Here is a 24,014-nt window from a genome sequence, read left to right on the forward strand (position 1 = left end):
CTAGTGGGAGGGCGATTAGATCATGGCACATCAGGGACAATGGATGGCGGGGGCGCTGGCGGCGCTGCTACTCGCTCAGCCAAGCGGCGCGATGGCGCAGGCGCTCGCCGATCGGCCGATCGGCGAGCTCAAGACCGAGGTGCGCAGCCGCTACGACGCGGCGCTCGCGATGTCGATCGACCCCGCCGTCGCGGCGGCCGACAGCAATAGCTACGCCTGGGCGTCGGAGGCCAAGGTCCAGTGCGGCATCGCGCTCGGTTTTCTCAAATCGAACAGCAAGGACGCCGAAAGCCTGCGCCGCTGCGACTTCGCCTATGGCATGATGACGCGCCAGCCGGCGCCGCCCGCCGAAGCGGCGCTGGTGCCGCCGCCACCGCCGAGCACCGAAAATTGCCCGCCCGAGGTCGCCTCGACCTTCTATTTCGACTGGGATTCGACCACTCCGCCCGCCGACGCGGCGCAGTCGGTCGCTTTCATGGCCGAAAACCGCACGCGCTGCGGCTGGACGAATTTCACCGTCGTCGGCCACACCGACCGCTCGGGCCCCGATAGCTACAACGACGGGCTGGCGCTGCGCCGCGCGCAGGCGATCGCCGACATGATGGGCGGCGCGGGCATTCCGGCGGGCACGATCGCCGTCTCGGGAATGGGCGAGCGCCAGCCGCGCGTCCAGACCGTCGACGGCCAGCGGACGCCCGAAAACCGGCGTGTCGAAGTCGAAGTGAACGCGATGGGGGGACAGTGATGAAACCGCAACATAAGCTCGCCGGCCTTGTCTCGGCGCTCGCCATGGCCTGTTTCGCCGCATCGGCCGCGGCCGAACCGACCAGCATGCAGAATGTCATGGCGGTCGCGATCGATTCGAACCCGCAGATCCATCAGGCCGAGATGAACAAGCAGGCGATCGAGTTCGAACTCGAGCAGGCGAAGGGCCTCTATCTGCCGCGCGTCACGCTCGAATTGTCGGCGGGCGTCCGCCGGCTCGAAAATGCGACGCGCCGTGCGCTCGGCATCGCCAATGACGAGCTCTATCCGCTCGAGGCGGGGATCCGCGCCGAACAGACGCTGATCGATTTCGGCCGCCGCCGCGGCGAGAAACTGCGCCAGGCGGCGCGCGTCGACGGCGCCGCGCTGCGCGTCGTCGAACGCTCCGAATTCATCGCGCTGCAAAGCGCGCGGCAATATCTCGACGTCCTGCTCCAGCAGCGCGTCGTCGCCGCCGCCGAAGACAATATGACCTTCCACAACGGCCTCGTCGCGGACCTGTCGGGCGGGGTTAGCGCGGGCTCGATCAGCATCGCCGACCTTCAGCAGGCGCAGGAACGCGCCAAGGCGGCGAGCGTGCGCGTCAGCGAAGCGAAGGAAGCGCTGCAGAATGCGAAGATCGAGCTGCTCGCGCTGAGCGGGCTTCAGGTCGACGAGGTGCAGATGCCGCCGGCGATGGCCGAAAAACTTCCCGTCAGCCTCAGCGAAGCCGTCGGGCTCACCCGCACGCGGCATCCCAAGGTGCTCGAGGCGCAGGCCGACGTCGACGCGTCGAACGCCGAAGCCAAAAAGGCCAAGGGCGATTTCGCGCCCACGATCGGCCTCGAACTGTCGGGCCGGATCGGCGACGATATCGACGCCTTCCGCGGTGAGACGAACGACCTGCTCGGCCGCGTCGTGCTGCGCTGGGATATTTTCGACGGCGGGATCAACCGCGCCAAATATCAGGAGATGGTGCGCCGCGCGAGCGAGAGCCGCTTCCGCCTGCACGAGGCCGAGCGCAATGCCGAGGCCGATACGCGCCGCGCCTGGAACGCCCGCGAGACGCAGACTGCGGTGTTCCGCGACCTCGTCGACCAGAGCAAGGCGACCGACGAGCTGCTGCTGTCCTACCGCGACCAGTTCGGGGTCGGGCGGCGCTCGCTGCTTGATGTGCTCGACGCGCAGAACACGCGCTTCAACGTCCAGGTTCGCGCCGAAACCGCGCGCTTTTCGGAGATGTTCGCGGTCTATCAGATTCTCGCCTCGACCAACAATCTGCTCGACGCCTTCAATCTGACCGCGCCCGAATCGCGCCGCGTCTATGCCCGCGAAGAGGTCGGTTACGGCCCGCCGGCGCCCGCCGAACTCCAGCGCCGCCGCTACCCGCAATGACGTCCATGGATTGATTCCAGCTAGAAAAATTTGAAATGTTCCAGGATCAATCGACGATTGCGTATATCGGCAAGGAGGCACCGGGCGATCCGCTGATCGCCTGCATCCTCTTCGTCGCGCAGCATTTCGGGCAGAATTTCCAGCGCGGCGCGCTCGTCGCGCTCGCCCGCGACGAACGCGGCTTCCTTCCCTTTCACCAGGCCGAAGCCGCGCTCGACCTCTGCTTCATCAACAACGAACGGCTCCATGCGCGCAAGGTACGGCATCTCGCGCGCGAACTGCCCGCGATCGTTGGCCGCACCGATGGCACATGCGCGGTGCTGCTCGAGGCGAAGGACGAGCAATATCTCGTCTGGGAACCCGGCGCCGCGCTGCCCTTCTGGGCCGACGAGGCGGCGGTCGAGGAAAGCTATGCGGGACAGGCGGTCGCGGTCGCCGCCGATCCGACCGCGATCCGCGCCGAGGAACGGCCGTGGGACGAACAGGCGAAGCGCCACTGGTTCTGGGGCGAGGTGCGGCGGATGCGCCGCTCCTTCTATCCCGTGCTCGGCGCGGCGTTGATGATCAATCTGCTCGGCTTCGCGCTGCCCTTGTTCACGATGAACGTCTATGACCGCGTCATCCCCAACAAGGCGGTGTCGAGCCTGTGGGTGCTCGCGATCGGGGCTTTCCTCGCCTTCGCGGTCGAATTCACGCTGCGCCTCGCGCGCGCGACCTTGCTCGACGATCTCGGCCGCGATCTCGACGTCAAACTGTCCGAGAAGATTTTCTCGAAGGTGCTGAACATGCCGCTCGCCGACCGGCGCGGCAGCACGGGGATGCTCGCGCGCCGCGTGTCCGAATTCGAAAGCGTGCGCGATTTCTTCGCCTCGACGACGATCGTGCTGATCGTCGACCTCGCCTTCCTCTTCCTCTTCCTGATCATGATCGCGGTGCTCGCGGGCTGGCTCGCACTCGTCCCGCTCGCGATCATTCTCGTCATGGGCGTCGCGGGCTATTTCCTCCAGCGGCGCATGATGCAGGCCTCGCTCGACAATCAGGCCGACATGAGCATCCAGCACGCGATGCTCGTCGAGGCGATCGGCGGCGCCGAAACGGTCAAGAGCTGCGCCGCCGAGGGACAGGTGCTCGGCCAGTGGCGCCGGATGGTCGACACCAGCGCGCGGACGCAGACGGCGCTGCGGCGGACGGGCGCCGCAGCGATCAACCTCGCGACACTCGGCCAGCAATTTTCCGGCCTCGCGCTCGTCGTCGGCGGTTTCTACCTGTTCGACGCGGGCAAGATTTCGATGGGCGCGATCATCGCGATCGTCATGCTCGCCGGCCGCTCGATGGCGCCCGTCGGTCAGCTCGCCTTCCTGATGACGCGCGGGCGGCAGGCGGTGACGACGATGGCGAGCATCCAGCAGATGATCGAGGCTGGCGACGAACGCCGCATGGGCAGCAGCGCGCTGAATCTCACGATCGACAAGGGCGACGTTGCGGTCGAGGGGCTGTCCTTCACCTATCCGGGCGCCGCGGCGCCGTCGCTCACCGACATCGACCTCAAGATCGATGCGGGCGAGCGGATCGCGGTCGTCGGCCGCGTCGCGTCGGGCAAGTCGACGCTCGGGCGGCTGCTCTGCGGACTCTATGCGCCCGATGCGGGCAATATCTTCATCGACGGGCTCGACAGCCGCCAGCATTCGCCGATTTACCTTCGCTCGCAATTCCGCTTCGTCGGGCAGGACGCGGTGCTGTTCAGCGGCTCGATCAAGCAGAATATGCAATATTGCGCGCCGGCAGCGACCGATGCCGAGCTGCTCGCGACGCTGCAGTCGATCGGCGCCGACCGCTTCATGGGTCGCGACGAGACCGGACTCGACCGCGGCGCGGGTGAGCGCGGCGGGCAGCTCTCGGGCGGTCAGCGCGGCTTCCTCACCATCGCCCGCGCGCTCGCCTCGCCCTCGCGGCTGCTCTTCCTCGACGAGCCGACCGGCGCGATGGACACGCAAAGCGAGCGGCTGTTCATCGAGGCGCTCGATAAGGCCGTCGCGAAATCGCAGACACTGATCATCGCGACCCACCGCGAAGCGATCCTCCGGCTGTGCGACCGCATCATCGTCATCGACGGCGGCCGCATCGTCGCCGACGGCCCGCGCGCCGAAATCCTCGCGCGATCCACCAAGGAACCGGTAGCATGATCCCCGAACTCCATATCGGCCGCGACGGCGCCGCGCGCGCCGAGGCGCCCTGGGCCGACGCCGATGCGCGGCGGCCGCCGAAGAGCCTGAAGTTCATATTGCCGGGGCTGTCGCTGTTTGCGGCGGCGATCCTCTTCGCCGCGTCGAACGACCGCCTGTCGCGCTTCGTCGAGGGCTGGAGCGCCGACCCCGCCGAAACCGCCAAGGTCGCGAAGCAAAAGGCGATCGCGAAGCTGATCACCGAAACCGAGACCGATTCGATCGTCCCCGCCGCCGAGGGCGCCGACGCCGTCGCGCGCAACGCGCTGCTTCCCGTCTCGGCGCTGCCGGTCGAAGCCGCGCGCCCCTTCCTGATGCCGACGATCTCGCTCGCCCAGTCCACCAACGCGCAGCGCTGCCTGACGCAGGCGATCTATTATGAAGCGGCGACCGAATCCGACGCGGGCAAGGCCGCGGTCGCGCAGGTTATCCTCAACCGCATGCGCCACCCCGCCTATCCCGACACCGTCTGCGGCGTCATCTATCAGGGCAGTTCGCGCCCCGGCTGCCAGTTCAGCTTCGCGTGCGACGGCTCGATGCGCCGCCCGCCGGTGCCCGCGCTGTGGCGCCGCTCGGCCGAGATCGCGCGCGCCGCTTTGTCGGGCCATGTCGAGGCGAGCGTCGGCATGGCGACGCATTATCACGCCAATTATGTCCTGCCGCGCTGGGCACCCAAACTCACCAAGATCGAACAGATCGGCGCGCATATCTTCTATCGCTGGCCGGGGTCATGGGGCAAGCCGCGCGCTTTTTCCGACGCATATTCCGGCGCCGAATATATTCCCGCCTTCAGCCAGCTTTACCAAGGCGGCGCCGCGACCGTCGAAGCTCTCGCCGGCGAAGCGATCGCGGTTCCGGGCATAGCTCCGCCGCGCGATCCGACCGACCACCGTGCCGACAATGACGTCGGCGGCCGCGTCGACGTCACCAAAGGCTGGGTGCCGAACATTCCCGACCCGACGCAGACGAAGGCGCGCTTCGACAGCCTGACTAGCCAGCAGGGCGTGCAGGCCGCGCCCGAAACCCTGCCCGGAACATAAGCATGGCGGTCGTGAAATTTTGGCAACGCCTCCGCGGCAGCGAGCAGATCATGGTCGCCGCCGCCGTCGGCCTCGTCCTCTTCCTCCTGTGGGCGAGCATCGCGCGCGTCGACGAGGTGTCGCGCGGGCAGGGGCGCGTGATCCCCTCGTCGAAGGTGCAGATCATCCAGTCGGCCGAACCCTCGACGATCCGCGAAATCCTCGTGCGCTCGGGGCAGACGGTGCAGAAGGGGCAATTGCTCGTTCGCCTCGACAACACGACGTCGCAGTCCGAACTCGGCCAGCTCGAAACCGAAAACGCGCGCCTCGCGCAGCGCGCGGCGCGTCTTGCGGGCGAGGGCGGTGCGGGGGCCGGGTGCGTGGGCGCCGATTGCGGCGACGAAGCGCGCCTCGCCGCGGTACGGCGCTCGTCGCTGCAAAGCCAGCTCGCCGCGCTCTCGGCCAGCGTCGAGCAGCGCCGCCGCGACATGGCCGAGGCGCAGGCGACCGCTTCATCGCTCGAGGCCAGCCTGCGCCTCGCGCGCGAACAGGTGGCGATGCTCGAACCGCTCGCGGCGAAGGGCGTCGTCCCGCAGACCGAGCTGCTCACTGCACAGCGCGAGGCCGTCGACATCCAGGGCCGCCTCGCCGCCGCGCGCCAGGCGATCTCGCGTTCGCAGGCCGCCGTCCGCGAAGCGGGCGCCGAGGTGCAGCGCGCGCGCTTCGACTTCCAGCAGGAGGCGCTCAACGAACGCAGCCAACTCGCGACCAAGATGGCGGTCAATGAGGAAACGATCCGCGGCGCCGAAGGCCGCCTCGCGCGCTCCGAAATCCGCTCGCCGGCGCGCGGCGTCGTCAACGACCTGCTCGTCAATACCTTGGGCGGCTACGTCAACGCGGGCGAACAGATCATGCAGATCGTGCCCTTGGGTGACAAATTGCTCATCGAAACGCGCGTCACCCCGCGCGACATCGCCTTCATCAAGGTGGGCGACCCCGCCAACGTCAAGGTCACCGCCTACGACTTCTCGATCTATGGGGGCCTCAACGGCAAGGTCGTGCGCGTGTCGGCCGACAGCATATATGACGAGGTCGAGCGGCAGGCCTATTTCACTGTCGTCGTCGAAACGACGAACGCCTATCTGACCTCGAACGGCCGGCGGCTCCCGATCACCCCCGGTATGCTATGCGATGTCGAGATTGTGACCGGAAAGAAATCGGTGCTGAGCTACTTGCTCAAACCGGTCTTGAAGGTCAGCGGATCGGCGCTTACCGAACGCTGATTGTTGAGCGCGAGCGTATAGCTTTTCTGCGACGCCGGAATCGCGGCCGGATTCGTCGACGGCGGTGTCCCGCGATAGGCGTGCACCCAGCGTCGGTTGCCGCTGAACGACAGCACCGGGCGCACCGCATTGGGCTGGCTGCCGTCATAAAGGCGGTCGGTGACATTATCGAGCACGAGCTTCCCCGCGTCGGTCTCGACGAGCAGAAAGGCATGGTCGGCGTTCGCCGCGAGGTCGCGGAGCAGCACCAGCTTCATCCGCTCGGCATCGATTCCCGCGGCGCGCAGCATCTGCATCTTCAGGATCGCGAAATCCTCGCAATCGCCCTTGCCGCGCGCGATCGTCTGTTCGGCGGTCGCCCAATAATCGCGCTGGCGGTAATTGCGGTCGTCGCCGACGTAGGCGATCGCGCGATTGACCCACTGGTTGACGCGCGCGAGCAACTCCCGCTCGTCCAGACCCCGCGACGCGTTCGCGCGGCGCAGTTCGGCCTGCATCAACGCGGCGGGAGCGGCGCGGCGAACGCGGTCCCAGCGATTGTCGAAACGCGTTTGCTTGACCGGGATCGCGCGCGTGCCGAGCTCGGCATCCGCGTCGGTCCGGGCGAAGGGCGCGGCGATCGGTGACATGCCGCAATCGGCGACGGGCGCCGCGAAAGAGACAGGCGCCCGGCTCGAGGGCTCGAGCGTCTGCCGCACGGGCATCGCTGCGGGGACCGGCGCGGTTGACGCGGCCGCCTGTTCGGCGCGGATGCGGTCGAGCGCGCTCGGCGCGCCGCCCAGCAGGGCGCGCGAAATGTCGGCCTGTGGCGCTGCAGCGGCGCCCGCGACGACGGCGCACGCAGCCTTGCCGCCCGTCACCGACTTCGCATTGACCAGCTTCGACGCGGCATGCGCGGTCGACGGCGTCAGCGCGGTCGCGGCCAGCGCCGCCGAAGCGGCGAGCCACCGCGACTCGAAAACGGGATGGGCAGACTTGCTCATGCCGCCCGCTTTGCCGGGGGGACGTGAGAATCCGCTTCATGACCATGGTAAACACAAAATTCACCATGTGGCGCTGCGCCGGGGCGATCAGCCCGCCGATTTGAGCGTGAGCGGCAGCCCGGCGGTGAGCAGGACGACCTCCTGCGCCGTCATCGCGACCGATTGGTTGAGCTGCCCCGCCGCGTCGCGGAAGCGCCGCGCGAGCGCATTGTCGGGGACGATGCCCAGCCCGACCTCGTTGGCGACGAGGATCAGCGTGCCGTCGTGCCGCGCGATCGCGTCGCATAATTGCTTCCCCGCGCGTGTTATATCGGCGTTGGCGAGCAGCAGGTTCGACACCCACAGCGTCAGGCAATCGACGAGCACGACCGCGCCGTTTCCGCTCAGCGCATCGATCGCGGCGGGCAGATCGCGTGGCGCCTCGACCGTCGACCAGCGCGCATCGCGGTCGGCCCGGTGGCGCGCGATCCGCTCGCGCATCTCGTTATCGAACGCCTCGGCGGTCGCGATGAACACCGGCTCGCCCCCCGCCGCCTCGGCGCGCGCCTGCGCATAGCGGCTCTTGCCTGAGCGCGCGCCGCCGATCACGAACAGCGACGCCCCGCTCATGCGCCGATCCCCACGATCCGCAGCATCGCCTCGATGTCGGCGTGGCGCGCGAATTCGGCGGCGACGGCGTCGAGCGCCGCGTCGACATCGGCGGCATAGTCGCGGCCGTTTCCCGTCACACCGATCCGCGCGAGTAGCGCGCGGCGCAGCGCGGGCGACGCGAACAGCCCGTGCAGATAGGATCCGATCACTCGTCCCGCCGGATCGACCGCGCCGTCGCTCGCGCCATCCTCAAGCGTCGCGAACGCCCGCTCCGAGCCGGGGCCACGGGTTTCGCCCATGTGCATCTCATAGCCGGTGACCGGCGCCCCCAGCGCGGTCCCGGTCACCCGCCGCAAGATTTTTGCGGGCGACAGCGTCGTTTCGACATCGAGCAGGGCCAGCCCGTCGACCTCGGCGGGCGCTCCCTCGATCCCCAACGGATCGGCGATCCTTTGGCCGAGCATCTGATAGCCGCCGCACAGCCCGACGATCGTCCCGCCGCGCCGGTGATGCGCCCGGATGTCGATGTCCCAGCCCTCGGCGCGCAGCGCGGCCATGTCGGCGATTGTCGCCTTCGACCCCGGCAATATGATCATCGCCGCCTCGGCGGGGATCGGCCGCCCCGGCGGCACCATCACCACCTCGACACCGGGCTCGAGCTTCAACGGATCGAGGTCGTCGAAGTTCGAGATACGCGGCAGAATCGGGCAGGCGATCATCCGCCGCCCGTCGCGCGGATCGGCGGGGCGTTCGAGGATCACCGCATCCTCGCTCGGCAACCGCGCGGCGGCGCTCAGCCACGGTATGACGCCCAGCCCCCGCCAGCCGCTCCGCCGCTCGATCTCGCGATAGCCGTCGTCGAACAGCGCGGGATCGCCGCGGAACTTGTTGATCAGGAAACCGCGGATCATCGCCGCATCTTCGGCCTCGATCACCGCGCGCGTGCCGACGATCGACGCGATCACCCCGCCGCGGTCGATATCGCCGATCAGCACCACGGGCACGTCGGCGGCGCGCGCGAAGCCCATGTTCGCGATGTCGCCGGTGCGCAAATTGATCTCGGCGGGCGATCCCGCGCCCTCGACGATCACGATGTCGCACTGGCCGCGCAGCCGGCCATAGCTTTCGAGCACCTCGGTCATCAGCGCGCCGCGCGCTTCGCGGAAATTGCCGCTGCCCAGCGTGCCGCGCACACGGCCATGAACGATCAGCTGCGAGGTGCGGTCGGCCTGCGGTTTCAGCAGCACCGGGTTCATGTCGCTGTGCGGTTCGACGCGACACGCCATGGCCTGGAGCGCCTGCGCGCGCCCGATCTCGCCGCCGTCGGTCGTGACCGCGGCATTGTTCGACATATTCTGCGGCTTGAAGGGGCGGACGGTCAGGCCGCGAAGGGTGAGTGCGCGGCAGAGCGCGGCGACCAGCACCGACTTGCCGACGTCGGACCCGGTGCCTTGCAGCATCAGCGCAGCCATGTCGCGCCTCCCGCGATCAACCACAGCAGCAGGCAGGCGCGCAGATAAACGGCGAGCGCACGGTCGACCGCCGCGCCGCTCGCTTCGCCTGTCCCGTCGCCGATCCATGATTTGCCCTGCATCACCCCGTCATAGGCGATCGGACCCGCGAGCCGAAGCCCCAGCGCGCCCGCCATCGCCGCCTCGGGCCAGCCCGCGTTGGGCGAGGCGTGTTTGCGCGCGTCGCGCTGCAATATGCGCCATCCGCCGCCGCCCGCGAGGCAGATCAGCACGCCCGCCAGCCGCGCCGGAATCCAGTTTGCGAGATCGTCGAGCCGCGCCGCCGCCCACCCGAACGCGCGCCAGCGCTCCTCGCGGTGGCCGATCAAACTGTCGGCGGTGTTCACTGCCTTATACGCCCACACCCCCGGCAGGCCGAGCAGCAGAAGCCAGAACAGCGGCGCGGCGACGCCGTCGCAAAAGCTTTCGGCGAGGCTCTCGATCGCGGCGCGCGACACCCCGGCTTCATCGAGCGCGGCAGTGTCGCGGCCGACGATCATGCTCACGGCGCTGCGCGCACCGATGAGGTCGCCCGCGTCGATCCGCTCGCCGACCGCGCGGACATGATCGAACAGGCTGCGCTGCGCGAGCGCGGGCCAGGCGAGGATCGCGACGCCGATCCAGCCCCAGCCGCTCAAGGTGGAAAGCAGCAGATGCTGGAGTCCGAGGCCAAGGCCGCCGGCGACGAGCAGCAGGAGGACAAGCGTTAGAACGCCCAGCGCGCGCCGCCTCGCAAAGCCAGACGCGGCCCGGTTCCACCGAGCCTCGCAGCCGGCGATGATGCGCGCGAACAGCCCCACCGGATGGCCGACGCGGCGATACAGCGCACCCGGCCAGCCGAACGCCGCGTCGAGCGCGAGCGCGGTGAGCGCGACGGGCTCAGCCATGACCAAGCGCCGCATGGAGCCGCGCCAGCGCTTCGGCATCGGCGGGCAGCCCGAGGCGCAGCCAGCGCGGCTCGTCGGCGAAGGGGCGGGTCAGGATCGCACGCCGGGCAAGCCGCTCGAACAGCGCGCGGCCGTCATCGGTTTCGATCAGGCGAAACAGCGGGCAGGCGCCCGCCGCGCGATAGCCATGCCGTGCTAACACCGCATCGAGCGCGATCGCCTCGGCGGGGAGGCGCTGCCGCGTCGCTTCGATCCAGCCAGCATCGGCATAGGCGGCGGTGCCGATCGCGATCGCCGCTTCGGATAGCGGCCATGCGCCCAGCCGCGCGCGTAGCGCAGCGACGATCGCCTGCGGCGCCAGAACGAAGCCAAGCCGCACCCCCGCGAGGCCGAAAAATTTGCCGAAGGATCGAAAGACGATCAGCTTTCGATCGTCGGCGACCGACGCTGCGACGCTCAGCGCCGGATCGGCATCGGCAAAGGCTTCGTCAACGAGCAGCCAGCCGACGCCGCGTTCGAGCCATCCGAGCAGGGCATCGGGGGCAAGGGGGCGCCCGTCGGGGTTGTTCGGATTGGCGAGGATCAGGTTTCCGGTTGCGCCCGGCGCCACATCCCAGCGGGTTTCCGCGCTGCCCGCGATCATCGCGCCATGGGTGCGATAGCCCGGCGCGATGTGGGCGGTATCGCCGCCGATCAGTGCCCCGACCAGGCGTAGTCCGATCTCGCTGCCCGGCACCGCGCAGACATGGCATGGATCGACGCCGAAATAGTCCGCTGCGACGGCTTCAAGCCGCGCGAGATGCTCGGGCTCGGGCAATCGCCGCCAGTCGAACGCCATCCCCGCGGCGCCCGGCCAGGGATGCGGGTTGATCCCCGTCGACAGGTCGATCCAGTCGCCTTCGCCGAATTCGCGCTTCGCGGCCTCGATGCCCCCGCCGTGCCAGGTCCACGGCTCACTCATGCAACATGCGCCCACAGCAGTGCGGCCGCGAGGAGCAGGCTTTCGCCGATCTCGATCCCCGCGCCATGCCCGTCGCCCGAAATCCCGCCGATCCGGCGCAGCAGCCACCAGCCCCAGACAAGGAAGATCAACGGCGCGGCGAGCAGGGAGGGCGACACCCACGCCGCCGCCAACAGCAACCCGCCCCAACCCGCGAAATCAACCGGGCGCACCGCGTTGCGGAAACGCGAGCCCAATCCGGCATGCAGGTCGGGCAGCGCGCGCGACCAGACCAGCGGTCCGATTCGCGCCGCGAAGGGAACAAGCAGGGCGGCGGCGAACGCCTCGCGTTCGAACAGCGCGTGGAGCAGCACCAGCTTGGCGATCAGTTGCAAAACGATTGCGACCACCGCGAAGCTCCCGACATGCGGATCGCCGAGTACCGCGATCAGCCGATCGCGGTCCTTGTGCGCCGCGCCGCTCGCATCGGCGATGTCGCCCAGCCCGTCGAGGTGCAGCGCGCCGGTGACCGCGACCCAGGCGATCAGCGCCGCAAGCGCGCCGGTCCACGGATCGATCCGCGCCCCCGCCCAGCCCGCGCCCGCGACGATCGCGCCGACGATCAGCCCGACCGCGGGAAACCAGCGCATCGAGGCGGCAAATTCCTCGCCCGACACCGCGACGCGCGGCGTCGGCAGGCGCGTCAGGAACTGGATCGCGACGATCAGCCCCTTCATGGCCGCAGCCCCACGATTTGCGCGCTCGGGCGTTCGCCGGGCCAGACACGCAGCGACAGCAGCGCCGCATAGGGCAGGTCGAACGCCCAGAGCCGGCGCTGGTCGAAACTGCAGAGGACATGCAAGGCCGCGCGCATCGCGCCGCCGTGCGTGACGACCAGCGCCGGCACCGGCGCGAGGTCGGCGATCGCGGCAACAATGCGTGCCACCAGCGCCGACCAGCGCTCGCCCCCCGGCGGTGGGTTCGCGTCGGGGTCATCGACGAAGCGGCCAAAGGCACCGTCGTCGACGGCGTTCACCGCCATACCGTCCCAGTCACCGAAATCGAGCTCGCGCCAGCGCCGATCGGAGGTGAGCGGCAGGTCGACCGCCGACCCGATTGCCTCTCCTGCCGCGCGGCATCGCCAAAGGTCCGAAGCGACCAGGCATTCGATGCCCAAGCCCTCCGCTTGCGCAACACACGCCGCGATTCCCGCTTCGGTCGGTGCCCCGTCGGTGCGTCCCATCAGCAGCCCCGGCGTTTCGGGCGCGCCGTGGCGCAGCAAATGGAGCGCGAAGCCGGTCACAGCGAGGCCGAGACCGCCGCCTCGGCAAAGGTCGCCATCCGGTCGTGCGCGGCGAGCGCGCTGCGCACGATATTCGCGGCGACCGCCGCGCCGCTGCCTTCGCCCAGCCGCATATCGAGCGACAGCAAAGGGTCGAGCCCGAGCAATGCCAGCAGGCGCTTGTGCCCCGGCTCCGACGAACAATGGCCCGCGATGCAATGGTTTACGATCGCGGGGTTCTCCGCCGCCAGCGGCGCGATCGCCGAAGTGCAGATAAAGCCGTCGAGCAGCACCGGCACGCCGAGCTGGCGCGCACGCACGATGGCGCCCGCGATTGCCACGATCTCGCGCCCGCCGACGCGGCGCAGCGTTTCGAACGCCGAACGCGGCGCCTCGGCGTGGAAGGCGAGCGCGCTCTCGATCACCTGAATCTTGCGCGCGACGCCGTGCCCGTCGACCCCGGTCCCCGGGCCGGCCCATCCCGCCACCTCGCCCGCGAAGCTGCGCGCGCAAAGCGCGGCGGCGGCGGTCGAATTGCCGATCCCCATCTCGCCGAGCACGAGCAGATCGAGATCGGGCTCGACCGCCGCCGCGCCGCGGTTCAGCGCGTCAAGGCATTCGTCCTCGCGCATCGCCGGTGCGACGGTGAAATCGGCGGTCGGCCGGTCGAGGTCGAGCGCGACGATGGCCAGCTCGAGCCCCGCCGCCTCCGACAAGGCGTTGATGGCCGCGCCGCCGCTGGCGAAATTGGCGACCATCTGCGCGGTGACGTTCGGCGGAAAGGCGCTGACACCGTGCACGGTGACGCCGTGATTGCCCGCGAAGATCGCGGCGCGCGCACGCTCGATCCGCGGCCGCGCCCGGCCCTGCCAGCCGGCGAAAAAGATCGCGAGATTTTCGAGCCGGCCGAGCGACCCCGCCGGCTTGGTGAGTTCGGCCTGCCGCACCCGCGCATCGGCGGCGGCACCGGCGTCGGGCTCGCCAAGGTCGGCAAGCGCGGCTTCAAAGGCCTCGACAGAAACGAAACTGGTCATTCGGCGACAAATCCTGGCGGCGGCGTGCGGGTGATAAAATGGCCTTTGACCCCCTCGGGCCACAGCGGCCAGGCGACGCGGCCATGCTCGCTCGCGGCATAGTGCACGGCATAGTCGAGGATCGCGCGCGCCGACGCCTCATCGCCGTTGAAGCGGCCGAGCACATAGCCGATCTTGTCCGGCGCGCGCAGGTGGACGGTGCAATGATCCTGGCACGCGAAAAGGCACGCCATCTCCTGCACCGCGATCGCGGCATAGCGCGGTTCGTCCCGCTGGAGCTGCTTCATCGCCTCGACCAGCCGCGCGCCGCCGCGCACGCCCGCCGCGTCGACCTGCGCCGCGCGGCTGTGGCGGCAGCTGTTGCACACCACCACCGCGGGGCCCGGATCGACGCGCGTCAGCATCAGAAACGGCCCCTTATGCCGGCGTAGATGCTGCGGCCGAGCGAGCCATAACGGAACGCCGTCATATATTCCTCGTCGAAGAGATTCTCGGCGCGCGCGAACAGCTTCACCGCATCCGACAGGGCAACTTCGGCGCGCAGATCGACGAGCGTATAGCCGCCCAGCCGCTGCGCACTGCTCGCATTGTCATAGCTTTTGCCCGACCAGCGCAGCGCCGCGCCGAGCTCGAACCCGGAACCGAAGTCATAGCTCGCCGAAGCATTGGCGCTATGTCGCGGACGGCGCGGGAGCCAATTGCCGAAATTGGCGCTGCCCTCGGAGCGATCCTCGGCGACGATCCAGCTGTAATTGCCATCGAGCGTCAGCCCGCCGAGCGTCAACGCCGCGGCGCCCTCGATACCATGCGCCTCGCTGCGCGCGACGTTGAGATAATAGCCGAAGCGCGGCACCGGCGGATTGCTGCCGGGGACAGTGCACAGCGGGTCGTCGGGGTCGGTGCAGCTGTTGAAGATAATCTGGTTCTTCGTCGTGCGGTCGAACCAGGTCGCGCCGAAGACCAGCTTGTCGCCGAACAGATGCTGCTCGACCCCCGCTTCCCAGCCGTGCGCTTCCTCGGGATCGAGCCCGACATTCCCATATTCGCTGAACAGCTGGTAGAGGCCGGGCGCCTTGAACCCCTCGCCATAGCGCGCGCGCAGCACCGTTCCGGTCGGCAGGCGCCACACGCCGCCCGCCGCGAACAAGGTCCGCCCGCCATAGCGATTATGATCGTCGTGGCGGACGCCGCCATTGAGCGTCAGCCCGTCCACCGGCTCGATGCCGAGCTGGCCATAGATGCTGGTGATTTCCGCCTTGCCGCGAACGAAATCGGGAAGCGGGACGCCAAGCGACGCCGACGGCGAACGGCTGCGGAAGTCCGAACGTTCATTCTCGACCCCGAAAATCGCGGTGATGCGGTCGGTCAAGTCGAAGCCGCCCTGATATTCCCAGCGCTTGTTCTTGCCGTCGGCCTCGAAGCTGCGCGGACGTGCGCGGTCGGGGTTGAAATTGTCGCGGTTGGTGTCGGTATAGGCAAAAGCGACACGATTGCGGAATCGCCCGTCGGCGAGGGCAAAATTGAGCCCCGCATAGCCGACGAACTCCTTGTTCTGCCCATAATCACTGCTGTCGGTGTTGAAGCCGTCGAACTCGACCCGGCCGCTCGAATAATATCCGCGCACCTCGGCGCTGACATTGTCGGCGAGCGCCAGTTCGGCGCGGCCCGAAACATTGCTGTTGCGATAGCCGTCGCGCTCGACCCCGCCGAACGCCTTGGCGTGCGACGAAATGCCGTCGGTCGCGAATCGCTGGCCGCCGAGGCGCCAGCTCAAGGGGCCGGTGCGCCCGCCGATCGCGGCGCGTGCGCTCACCGTCTCGCGCGACCCCGCCTCGAGGTCGAAGCTGCCTTCGAGTTCCTTTTCCGGCGATGCGGTGACGATATTGATCACCCCGCCGATCGCCTGGCTACCCCACAGGATCGACTGCGGCCCGCGCAGCACCTCGATCCGGTCGATGTCGCCCACGAGCAGATTGGCGAAGTTGAAACCGCCGCCGGTCGACGAGGGATCGTTGAGCTTGACCCCGTCGATCACCGTCACCGTATGTTCGGATTCGGCGCCGCGGATACGCAGCGAGGTCGAGGTGCCGTAACCGCCGTTGCGCGAGATGCTGATCCCCGGGGTGCGTAGCAGCAGTTCGGTGACGCCGATATCCTGCGCGCGGTCGATCGCGTCCTTGTCGAGCACCGCGACCGACGACGGAATCTCGTCGAGCGTTAGCGGCGCGCGCGTCGCGGTGACGGTGATGCTGTCGGCATCGGCGGCGACCGCATGCGCCGTCTCCTCGGCGGAGGCGGTGGAGGAAGCCGCGACGGCGGCGAGACAGATCGAACTTCGGTAAATCACTTTGAACATTGGACAAACCCATCGACAATGCCGCCCATGCGCGCGGCCGATCGGTCGTCCTTCGGGGACGCACGACATCGCCCGCGCACCTGCGCAGCCAGCTTTGTCGTCATGCGGGTTCACCCCCGTCCGCCCGGCACACCCTGTCCGCGCGAAAGACGACGGCGACGGGCAGGTCTCCTGGCTTGCGGGTCGGCGCCGGTCGGCCGCCTTCTCGGGACCGGGGTCCCAATGGCGTATGGCCGATGGCTCGCCGCGTACAGTTGCAGGGGCAGCCGGGGTTTTCCCGTTCCCTCTTCGTCTCCGTCGCCGGAGAACCTGTCGCTTGCCGCGGCCGTTAGCCTTATTCGGAGGCGGCGGTCAATCGCCTCTCGGATCATATTTGCTTATGATTTTTCCGTCATCCCGGCGAAGGCCGGGATCTCAAGGCCTCGTTCCAAGGCACCGGCGAGATCGTGTTTCAGAGTCACGTGCCTCTGAACACCCTTCGCCGCGAGTCATTTGCAGGCCGCCATGGGCTGAATGTCGATCGATCCTAAAACAGCCCCGGCAATTCGCGCTGCGCCGCGCTCGGGCGGTCGGGCACCAGCATTGTCGGCGGGGCCGCTACCGCGAAACGGCGGTCGCTCGACGCCGTGCGGGCGTTCGCGTCGGCGATCCGCGTCGTGCAGGCGTTGCCGGCAAGGAAGTCGATCGCGGCGCGGATCGACGCCTCGCGCGGGTCGCCGAGCGGGAAGCCCAGATCGTCGTTCGCGGCGCAGCTGTTCGCGATCTTCGGCGCCAGCCCGTCGTAATAGTCGCTCTGCCCGCTTGCATTGCCGGTGGCGAAGGCGACGACGCGCATCCGGTCGTCGCACTCGGCCTTGTCGAGCGCGATCTGGCCGACCGGCTTACCAAAGGTGTTGCTGCCGACGAGCGTCATATTGGTGCCGAGATAGGGCAGCATCGAATTGATCACCAGCTCGCTCGCCGATGCGGTCGACCCGGTGCCGATGAAGGCGATCCGCGTCGGCGCAATCGATTGCGCGCCAGGCGCGAAGCGATGCTCGTCGTCCTCGGCGGACTTGCTTGGGCGGAAACGCGTCTGCGAAAAAAGCTGGCCGGCGCGTCCAGCACCCATCAGGTCGCCCATCAGATTGGCGGTCGAAACGAGGCCGCCGCCATTATAGCGGAAATCGATGACGATGTCGGTGACGCCCTGCGCGCGGAAATCGGCGAAGGCGGCGCCGAGCTGGTTGTCGGCCGACGAAATGAAGGTGCGCAGGTTGAGATAGCCGTAGTTGCGACTGCCCTCGCTGATGATCTTGGCGCCATAGCGGTCCGAAACGGGATCGAGCGCATAGTCGGCCTTGGCGACGGTGACGTCGCGCGTGCCCGCCGCGTCGGTGATGCGCAGCACGCGGCTCACCCCGGGGTCGTTCGGGCCGAGCGCGTCTGTGAGCCCCTGGGTCCCCCCGGCGGCGACGATGCTCGCGACGGTGCGCACATTGCCGCTGTTCGTGCCGATCCCGACGATCGCGGTGCCGCGGTCGATCCCCGCCGCAAAGGCCGGCGCGCCTTCATAGGCTTCGGCGATGACGATGCGCTGATTGACCGCGTCATACGCCATGAGCACGCCGAAACCCGCGCTCGATCCGCTCTCAAAGAAGGCATTCTCCTCGGCGATCGAGGTGATGTAGGTGAAGAAACGGTCCTTGTTCAGCGCGCGCGCCGGGGCGACCAGCGCATCGATATAGGATTGGACGTCGCTATAGGCGCCGGGATTGACGCCGCTCGCGACGTCGCCGGGGAACAGATACCATTCGTCGATCACCGCCTTGGCAAAGGACTGGCGCGAGGCGAGCGCGCAATTGGGCGTCGGGGTGGGGCTCGGCGTCGGGGTGACCGTGACCGGGCCGCTGCCCAGCGTTCCGCCGTCGCCGCCGCACGACGCCAGCATCAAAGCCGCGAGCGTTAGCGCCGCTACCGGCCGCCTCGACTTGCCCATCAATATTCTCCCCGGTTCGACCCAACGACCTTTATTCGGCGTCCGCCTCGCTCCCATCTTGCCGGCCCTTGAACCCCTGCGCGATAACATAAAGTTCGGGTGACCCCTTGCGGCTGGCGGGCGGCTTGGCGTGTTTTACCGTTGAAAAGTGTCGCTTTAGTAAAGTCAACAATTCGCGGTCGGCGCCGCCCGCGAACACTTTCGCCACGAAGGCTCCGCCGGGCAGCAAATTCTGCACCGCGAAATCGGCGGCGGTTTCCGCGAGGCCGATCGTGCGCAGATGGTCGGTCTGCGGATGGCCGACGGTATTCGCCGCCATGTCCGAAATGACGAGGTCGGGGGCGCTGCCGAGCGCCTCGATCAGCTTATCGGGCGCCGCATCGTCCATGAAATCCATCTCGAGGATTTCGACCCCCTCGATCGGTTCGCAAGCAAGCAGGTCGATCCCCGCGACGCGCGCGCGCGGGTTCGCCCCCCGCACGACCTGCGACCAGCCGCCCGGCGTGATGCCCAGATCGACGACCGCGCGCGCCTTCTTGAGGAAACCGAATTTCTCGTCGAGCTCGATCAGCTTGTACGCGGCGCGCGAGCGATAGCCTTCGGCCTGCGCGCGGCGCACATAGGGGTCGTTCAATTGCCGTTGCAGCCAGCGCGTCGACGACACGCTGCGCTTCTTCGCGGTCTTGACCCGCACATGCAGTCCGCCGCGCCCGCCACCTTTGCCGCCGCTGCCGCTCATTTGCGATACTCGCGGCGCGTGACCGGAATGTCGCGGCCCTGCATCGCCAGCGTGCGCAGGATGCCTTCGCGGATGCCGCGGTCGGCGACGCCAACGCGCGCGGCGGGCCACAGGTCGATGATGCTTTCGAGGATCGCGCAGCCCGCGACGACCAGATCGGCGCGCTCGCGCCCGATGCACGCGATCTCGGCGCGGTCGGCGATGCTCGCGTCGGCGAGGCGGCGGCTGATGTCGCGCATCGCGTCGGCGGGAACGACGAGGCCGTCGACCGCGCGGCGGTCGTAGCGCGGCAGGTTCAGGAAGACGCTGGCGAGCGTCGTCACCGTGCCGCTGGTGCCGAGCAGGCGCAGCGGCTCGCCGGCAAAACGTTCGGCGCGCGCGGCAAAGGCGGCAAAGGCCTCGCGCGTCACCTGGCGCATATGCGCGTAAGCGGCTTGGCGGCCCGCGAGGCTGTCGTCGGGCAGCGGCGCGTGTTCGGTCAGCGACACGACGCCCCACGGCACGCTGATCCAGTCGTGGATCTTGACGTCATGCTCGGCGACCTCGACGTGCATCAGCTCGGTCGACCCGCCGCCGATGTCGAAGATCAGCGCCGGGCCGTCGCCGGGTTCCATCAGATTGTGGCAACCCAATACCGCCAGCTTCGCTTCCTCGGCCGCCGAGATGATGTCGAGGACGATCCCCGTCTCGCGGCGGACGCGTTCGGCGAGTTCCGCGCCGTTGCTCGCACGGCGGCACGCCTCGGTCGCGACCGCGCGCGACAGCGAGACGTGGCGGCGGCGCAGCTTGTCGGCGCAGATCGCGAGCGCCGCGACGGTGCGGTCCATCGCCGCGTTGCTGATCCGGCCGGTGCCGTGCAGCCCCTCGCCCAGCCGCACGATGCGCGAAAAGGCGTCGATGACGACCAATTCGCCATTTTGCGGCCTCGCGATCAGCAATCTGCAATTGTTGGTGCCAAGGTCGATCGCGGCATAGCTGCGCGGCCGCGTGATCGGCAATGGGCGCGATTCGCCGCCCGCTTTTCGTCCTCTTGCCGCCGGGCCGGGCCGCGGCGGTCGCCCTGATGGCGCTGCCATTTGCCGCATGGCTATTGTACCTGTTCTGCTCACGCGCCCGCAAAACCGCGAACGTGCACTTGGCGGCGAACCTAGGCTTCCCGCGCCCGCATGGCAAGGCCCCCGCCCGGGGACGGGCCCGCAAAGAAAACCCCGCCCGGCGCGGGGCCGGACGGGGTCGAAGGGGGAGAGGAAAGTTGTTGGGGGTCGGGTCTGCCCCTTAACGGCAGCCGTCATTCCCCCTGTCGATCGCGCGGCCGGCGAGGGCGCCGACGGCGCCGCCGATGATCGTGCCGACCGTCTTGTCGCCGCGGCCCGCGATTTCATGGCCGGCGAGGCCGCCAGCGATCGCGCCGATCACGGTCCCGCCGGTTCCCTTGTCGCACTGGCGATAATGGCGGCGGTTGTCGCGGTAATAGCGGCGATCGCTCCGGTAATCGCGGCGATCGTAACGGCGATAGTCGCGGCGGTCATAGCGACGGTCGTCGCGATCATAGCCGCTGTAATAGCTCGAATAGCCGCCCTGGTCATAATAACCGTTCTGCGCCGCGGCGGGCGTTGCCAGGCCCAGCGTCGCGGTGGACATCAGGGCGGCGATCGAGAGAGTCACCATTTTTTTCATCGTATTTCTCCTTCTTTCGTCACTTGGCCCTTCGGGGCTGTGGTCGATGATCATGTTTTGCCCGATTCGCATTGAGCGAAGCCTGAACATCATTGTTGGCTGCCGTTCAGCTTCGCGCGCCGAAACGCTTTCCTTTCGCTCGGCGGCACCCTAACCCCGCCGCGATGCGCCGCCTCCTTACCGCTGCCCTGATCTTCGCCGCGCTCGGGCCGATGCCCGGAACCGTGATGCGTGCCCCGGAACCGGACCTGACCGAAAGCGCCGCCGCGCGCCCGCTCATATTCGCGCCGGAAGCGGCCGGTACGCTGCGCTTCGTGCGCGGCTGGCACCTCGTCAGCCCGCACAGCCGCTTCGGCGGCTTCTCGGCGCTCGCGCGGACGAGAACAGAGGCGGGGGCGAACCGTTTTCAACTCGCCGGCGACAATGGCTATTGGACGCGACTGACGCTCGATTCGCGCGGCGCGGTTTCGGATGTCGAAATCCGGCCGCTGCCCACTCCCGACGGGCGCCCGCCGCGCAAGTCGATGGCCGATGCCGAGGCGATGGTCGTCGACCCTGCGAGCGGCAAAAGCTGGATCGCGCTCGAAGGGATCAACGAAATCTGGCGGCTGGACGCCGACCTCGCGGCGATCGAGGCGCGCCGCAAGCTGCCCCACCCGCGCTGGCCCGCGAATCGCGGCTCCGAAGCGATGGTGCGGCTCGCCGACGGGCGCACAATCGTCCTTTCCGAAGACGCCGACGACGATCCGCGCGGACGCGAAGGACTGCTCTATGCCGACGACCCCGCCGAACCCGGCCCGGCGCCGATCCGCTTCTTCTACGCGTCGGACGGGCGCGGTCTCGTCAGCGACGCCGCGCCGCTGCCCGACGGGCGCATCCTGCTCGTCCACCGGCGGCTCGGTTTCGATCCGGTGTTCACGACGATCGTCGCGATCCTCGATCCCGCCGACATCAAGGCGGACAGCATCGTGCGATCGCGGACGATCGGCCGCGTTCCCGCACCGCTCGCCGAAAATTACGAGGGCGCAGCGGTCTCGGTCGAAGGCGGGCGCACCTTCCTCTGGCTCGTCGCCGACAATAATTTCAACGTCTGGCAGCGCAGCCTGCTCTTGCAGTTCGAGCTGGTGGACCTGCCGCCCAAAAGAACGCCGGACAGCAAAAAGGCCGCACGGTAATCCGGCGGCCTGATTGCGTTTTTGTGCCGCGAAACGGTTCCGGCCCGCTCCCCCACCCAACCTCCCGACATGGTAGCCTATGGGAGGTTGGGTGGGGGAGCGGGCCGGAACCGCACCAGATCAAAGCGCTTAAGCGGCCTTTTCGGCCAGCTTCTTCGTCACTTCCTTCTTCAGCTTGCGCGCGTTCGCCGACAGCTGGTCGTCGCCGGCCTTGAGCAGCCAGTTGTCGAGGCCGCCATTATGCTCGACCGAACGCAGCCCGTGGGTCGACACGCGCAGCTTCACGCCCTTGCCGAGCGCGTCCGACAGCAACGTCACATTCTGCAGGTTGGGCAGGAAGGTGCGCTTGGTCTTGTTGTTGGCGTGGCTGACATTGTGGCCAACCTGGCGGCCCTTGCCGGTCAGTTCGCAGATGCGCGACATCGTCTTCGTCCTTGTCCAAGAAACTGGGTCAAAAAAATTTCAGGTCGGCGTCCGGGCACTTCCCGCAAAACGGGGAGCACAAGACCGGAGTGAGCCGGGAAAGGCGCGCGCTTATCGGCTTGCCGGAGATTCGTCAAGCGAATAGGGCGGTTCCACTGCGTGGATCCGGCACCAGCCCGCTCCCCCGCCCGGCCTCCCTAGGCTACTATCGTTAGGGAGGCCGGGCGGGGGAGCGGGCTGGTGCCGGACGTTCCTGCGCAGCAGGAACAGACAATCATGGCCAATTTTCTTCTTCCCGAACCGATGCGCCGCGCGCTCGATCTCGCCCGCATTGCCGCCGAATGGGGCGAAGTGCCCGTCGGCGCGGTGGTCGTCAAGGATGGCGCGATCATCGCCGAAGGCCACAACCGCCCGCGCGAATCGCACGATCCGACCGCGCACGCCGAAATCGTCGCGATTCGCACGGCGGCGGCAAAGCTCGGCAACGAACGCCTCGACGGCTGCGACCTCTATGTCACACTCGAACCCTGCGCGATGTGCGCGGGCGCGATCGCCCACGCGCGCATCGCGCGCCTCTATTACGGCGCCGACGATCCCAAGGGCGGCGCGGTCGTCCACGGCCCGCGCACCTTCGCGCAGCCGACGATCCACCACCGGCCGGAAATTTACGACGGGATCGGCGAAGCCGAAGCGGCGGCGCTGCTCAGGAATTTCTTCGCGGCGCGGCGGTAGCGACGACAGGGACGGCTTTGGGGTGGGGAGCTGTCATCAGTTTGACCGTCATCCCGGCGAAGGCCGGGATCTCGCCGGTGCGGTAAACCGATAGGACGAGATCCCGGCCTTCGCCGGGATGACGAGGAGTGTCGCGCAGCGATGGGGAGGGGGACCGCCGCCGCAGGCGGTGGTGGAGGGGCCGCGACGGTGCGCCATAGCCCCTCCGTCAGCGCTTCGCGGCGATCCCCCTCCCCAGCGCTTCGCGATGGGGAGGATCTGTACGTCCGCAACCGGTCGAAACCCGCCGCCGCCATATCGTACCGAGCGCCTTCACCCACCCAGCATCGCCTCCACCCACGCCGGCACCAGCGCCGTCGCCGGCCCGTGGCGCGCCTCGTCGAACCAGTGGCTCCCCTGGCTCGGCTCCATATTGAGCTCGAGCGTCCGCGCCCCCGCCGCCCTTGCTTCGCGCACGAAACCCGCGGCGGGATAGACCGCGCCCGAGGTGCCGATCGACACGAACAGGTCGGCGCGGTTGAGCGCGTGATAAATCTCCTCCATCCGGTACGGCATCTCGCCGAACCAGACGATGTCGGGGCGCAGGCTCCCCGCGGCGCCGCACGCGGGGCATCCCGGGCGGTCCAGCAGCGGCCCCGTCCACGGGCTGCGCACATCGCATCCGGTGCACCAGGCGTTCAGATGCTCGCCGTGCATGTGGAGCAGCCGTTTCGCCCCCGCGCGCTCGTGCAGATCGTCGACATTCTGCGTGACGATCAGGAACTCGCCCGGCCATTCGGCATCGAGCCGCGCCAGCGCCCGGTGCGCCGCATTGGGCTCCTTGGTCTGGATCGCCTCGCGCCGCATGTCGTAGAATCGCAGCACCAGGTCGGGATCGCGCTCAAAGGCCTCGGGGGTCGCGACATCCTCGACGCGGTGCTGTTCCCACAATCCGCCGGCGTCGCGAAACGTGTCGATGCCGCTTTCGGCGGACACGCCCGCGCCGGTCAGGATGACGATATTCTGGATAGGGCTCATGCCTTCCTCCTATCCGCTCGCCCCGC

At 68.4% G+C, this 24,014-nt stretch carries 23 protein-coding genes and 1 riboswitch; of the genes, 7 read left to right on the plus strand and 16 right to left on the minus strand.

Annotated elements, in window-relative coordinates; translation table 11 throughout:
• Positions 1 to 22 precede the first annotated feature (22 nt).
• The 5 genes from OVY29_RS18330 to OVY29_RS18350 are packed head-to-tail and all read left to right on the plus strand — an operon-like array spanning position 23 to position 6,663.
• Positions 23 to 745 carry an OmpA family protein gene (locus tag OVY29_RS18330; RefSeq protein ID WP_081933121.1) on the plus strand — a complete coding sequence of 241 codons (723 nt, stop codon included), beginning with the start codon at positions 23 to 25 and terminating at the stop codon, positions 743 to 745.
• Positions 745 to 2,139, plus strand: coding sequence for a TolC family protein (locus OVY29_RS18335; protein WP_037556052.1), 1,395 nt, complete (start codon positions 745 to 747; stop codon positions 2,137 to 2,139). Before OVY29_RS18330 ends, OVY29_RS18335 begins: the two co-directional genes overlap by 1 nt.
• A gap of 35 nt (positions 2,140 to 2,174) precedes the next feature.
• Positions 2,175 to 4,322 carry a type I secretion system permease/ATPase gene (locus tag OVY29_RS18340; protein ID WP_037556053.1) on the plus strand — a complete coding sequence of 716 codons (2,148 nt, stop codon included), beginning with the start codon at positions 2,175 to 2,177 and terminating at the stop codon, positions 4,320 to 4,322.
• Positions 4,319 to 5,401 carry a cell wall hydrolase gene (locus OVY29_RS18345; protein WP_052182315.1) on the plus strand — a complete coding sequence of 361 codons (1,083 nt, stop codon included), beginning with the start codon at positions 4,319 to 4,321 and terminating at the stop codon, positions 5,399 to 5,401. The genes OVY29_RS18340 and OVY29_RS18345 overlap by 4 nt, the downstream gene beginning before the upstream one ends.
• 2 nt (positions 5,402 to 5,403) lie before the next feature.
• A complete protein-coding gene (locus OVY29_RS18350) occupies positions 5,404 to 6,663 on the plus strand; it encodes an HlyD family type I secretion periplasmic adaptor subunit (RefSeq protein ID WP_037556054.1) in 1,260 nt (419 codons plus the stop codon).
• On the opposite strand, the gene OVY29_RS18355 is transcribed toward OVY29_RS18350, so the two are convergent.
• From OVY29_RS18355 to OVY29_RS18420, 14 genes are all read right to left on the minus strand, one after another.
• Positions 6,609 to 7,646 carry a transglutaminase-like cysteine peptidase gene (locus OVY29_RS18355; protein WP_052182316.1) on the minus strand — a complete coding sequence of 346 codons (1,038 nt, stop codon included), beginning with the start codon at positions 7,644 to 7,646 and terminating at the stop codon, positions 6,609 to 6,611. The two genes, OVY29_RS18350 and OVY29_RS18355, sit on opposite strands and share 55 nt — an antisense overlap.
• Before the next feature lie 87 nt (positions 7,647 to 7,733).
• A complete protein-coding gene (cobU, locus tag OVY29_RS18360; RefSeq protein WP_037556055.1) occupies positions 7,734 to 8,255 on the minus strand; it encodes a bifunctional adenosylcobinamide kinase/adenosylcobinamide-phosphate guanylyltransferase in 522 nt (173 codons plus the stop codon).
• Complete coding sequence (locus OVY29_RS18365; protein ID WP_037556056.1) at positions 8,252 to 9,709, minus strand: cobyric acid synthase; 1,458 nt, start codon at positions 9,707 to 9,709, stop codon at positions 8,252 to 8,254. Before OVY29_RS18365 ends, cobU begins: the two co-directional genes overlap by 4 nt.
• Positions 9,697 to 10,635 carry an adenosylcobinamide-phosphate synthase CbiB gene (gene cbiB, locus OVY29_RS18370; protein ID WP_037556058.1) on the minus strand — a complete coding sequence of 313 codons (939 nt, stop codon included), beginning with the start codon at positions 10,633 to 10,635 and terminating at the stop codon, positions 9,697 to 9,699. Before cbiB ends, OVY29_RS18365 begins: the two co-directional genes overlap by 13 nt.
• Positions 10,628 to 11,596, minus strand: a complete 969-nt coding sequence (locus OVY29_RS18375; protein WP_037556059.1) for a threonine-phosphate decarboxylase — start codon at positions 11,594 to 11,596, stop codon at positions 10,628 to 10,630. The genes cbiB and OVY29_RS18375 overlap by 8 nt, the downstream gene beginning before the upstream one ends.
• Complete coding sequence (locus tag OVY29_RS18380; RefSeq protein ID WP_037556061.1) at positions 11,593 to 12,312, minus strand: adenosylcobinamide-GDP ribazoletransferase; 720 nt, start codon at positions 12,310 to 12,312, stop codon at positions 11,593 to 11,595. Before OVY29_RS18380 ends, OVY29_RS18375 begins: the two co-directional genes overlap by 4 nt.
• A complete protein-coding gene (locus tag OVY29_RS18385) occupies positions 12,309 to 12,878 on the minus strand; it encodes a histidine phosphatase family protein (RefSeq protein WP_037556063.1) in 570 nt (189 codons plus the stop codon). The genes OVY29_RS18380 and OVY29_RS18385 overlap by 4 nt, the downstream gene beginning before the upstream one ends.
• Positions 12,875 to 13,891 (minus strand): nicotinate-nucleotide--dimethylbenzimidazole phosphoribosyltransferase, encoded by a 1,017-nt coding sequence (gene cobT / locus OVY29_RS18390; protein WP_037556065.1) that lies wholly within the window; start codon positions 13,889 to 13,891, stop codon positions 12,875 to 12,877. Before cobT ends, OVY29_RS18385 begins: the two co-directional genes overlap by 4 nt.
• Positions 13,888 to 14,295, minus strand: coding sequence for a DUF1636 domain-containing protein (locus OVY29_RS18395; protein ID WP_037556070.1), 408 nt, complete (start codon positions 14,293 to 14,295; stop codon positions 13,888 to 13,890). The genes cobT and OVY29_RS18395 overlap by 4 nt, the downstream gene beginning before the upstream one ends.
• Positions 14,295 to 16,247, minus strand: coding sequence for a TonB-dependent receptor plug domain-containing protein (locus tag OVY29_RS18400; RefSeq protein WP_037556073.1), 1,953 nt, complete (start codon positions 16,245 to 16,247; stop codon positions 14,295 to 14,297). Before OVY29_RS18400 ends, OVY29_RS18395 begins: the two co-directional genes overlap by 1 nt.
• Before the next feature lie 143 nt (positions 16,248 to 16,390).
• Positions 16,391 to 16,575, minus strand: a riboswitch (cobalamin riboswitch).
• A gap of 198 nt (positions 16,576 to 16,773) precedes the next feature.
• Positions 16,774 to 18,225, minus strand: coding sequence for a S41 family peptidase (locus tag OVY29_RS18405; RefSeq protein WP_313911889.1), 1,452 nt, complete (start codon positions 18,223 to 18,225; stop codon positions 16,774 to 16,776).
• A 31-nt stretch (positions 18,226 to 18,256) separates the two neighbouring features.
• Complete coding sequence (locus OVY29_RS18410; protein ID WP_037556076.1) at positions 18,257 to 18,964, minus strand: RlmE family RNA methyltransferase; 708 nt, start codon at positions 18,962 to 18,964, stop codon at positions 18,257 to 18,259.
• The gene (locus OVY29_RS18415) at positions 18,961 to 20,049 is read right to left on the minus strand and encodes a Ppx/GppA phosphatase family protein (RefSeq protein ID WP_037556077.1); all 1,089 of its coding nucleotides are present in this window, start codon (positions 20,047 to 20,049) and stop codon (positions 18,961 to 18,963) included. The genes OVY29_RS18410 and OVY29_RS18415 overlap by 4 nt, the downstream gene beginning before the upstream one ends.
• 190 nt (positions 20,050 to 20,239) lie before the next feature.
• Positions 20,240 to 20,641 (minus strand): glycine zipper 2TM domain-containing protein, encoded by a 402-nt coding sequence (locus OVY29_RS18420; protein WP_037556078.1) that lies wholly within the window; start codon positions 20,639 to 20,641, stop codon positions 20,240 to 20,242.
• Between the two features lie 164 nt (positions 20,642 to 20,805).
• Here OVY29_RS18420 and OVY29_RS18425 point away from each other — a divergent pair, with 164 nt between their 5' ends.
• Positions 20,806 to 21,816 (plus strand): esterase-like activity of phytase family protein, encoded by a 1,011-nt coding sequence (locus OVY29_RS18425; RefSeq protein ID WP_037556080.1) that lies wholly within the window; start codon positions 20,806 to 20,808, stop codon positions 21,814 to 21,816.
• Between the two features lie 129 nt (positions 21,817 to 21,945).
• Here the strand turns inward: OVY29_RS18425 and rpmB are convergent, their stop codons facing one another.
• On the minus strand, positions 21,946 to 22,239 hold the full coding sequence (gene rpmB / locus OVY29_RS18430) for a 50S ribosomal protein L28 (RefSeq protein WP_037556081.1): 294 nt from the start codon (positions 22,237 to 22,239) through the stop codon (positions 21,946 to 21,948).
• 276 nt (positions 22,240 to 22,515) lie between these two features.
• Here rpmB and tadA point away from each other — a divergent pair, with 276 nt between their 5' ends.
• On the plus strand, positions 22,516 to 22,971 hold the full coding sequence (gene tadA / locus OVY29_RS18435) for a tRNA adenosine(34) deaminase TadA (protein WP_200880193.1): 456 nt from the start codon (positions 22,516 to 22,518) through the stop codon (positions 22,969 to 22,971).
• A 312-nt stretch (positions 22,972 to 23,283) separates the two neighbouring features.
• On the opposite strand, the gene OVY29_RS18440 is transcribed toward tadA, so the two are convergent.
• Complete coding sequence (locus OVY29_RS18440) at positions 23,284 to 23,988, minus strand: NAD-dependent deacylase (RefSeq protein WP_037555269.1); 705 nt, start codon at positions 23,986 to 23,988, stop codon at positions 23,284 to 23,286.
• Positions 23,989 to 24,014: the final 26 nt, after the last annotated feature.

It is taken from the genome of Sphingopyxis sp. SE2, from assembly GCF_032227185.1.
GTDB lineage: Bacteria > Pseudomonadota > Alphaproteobacteria > Sphingomonadales > Sphingomonadaceae > Sphingopyxis.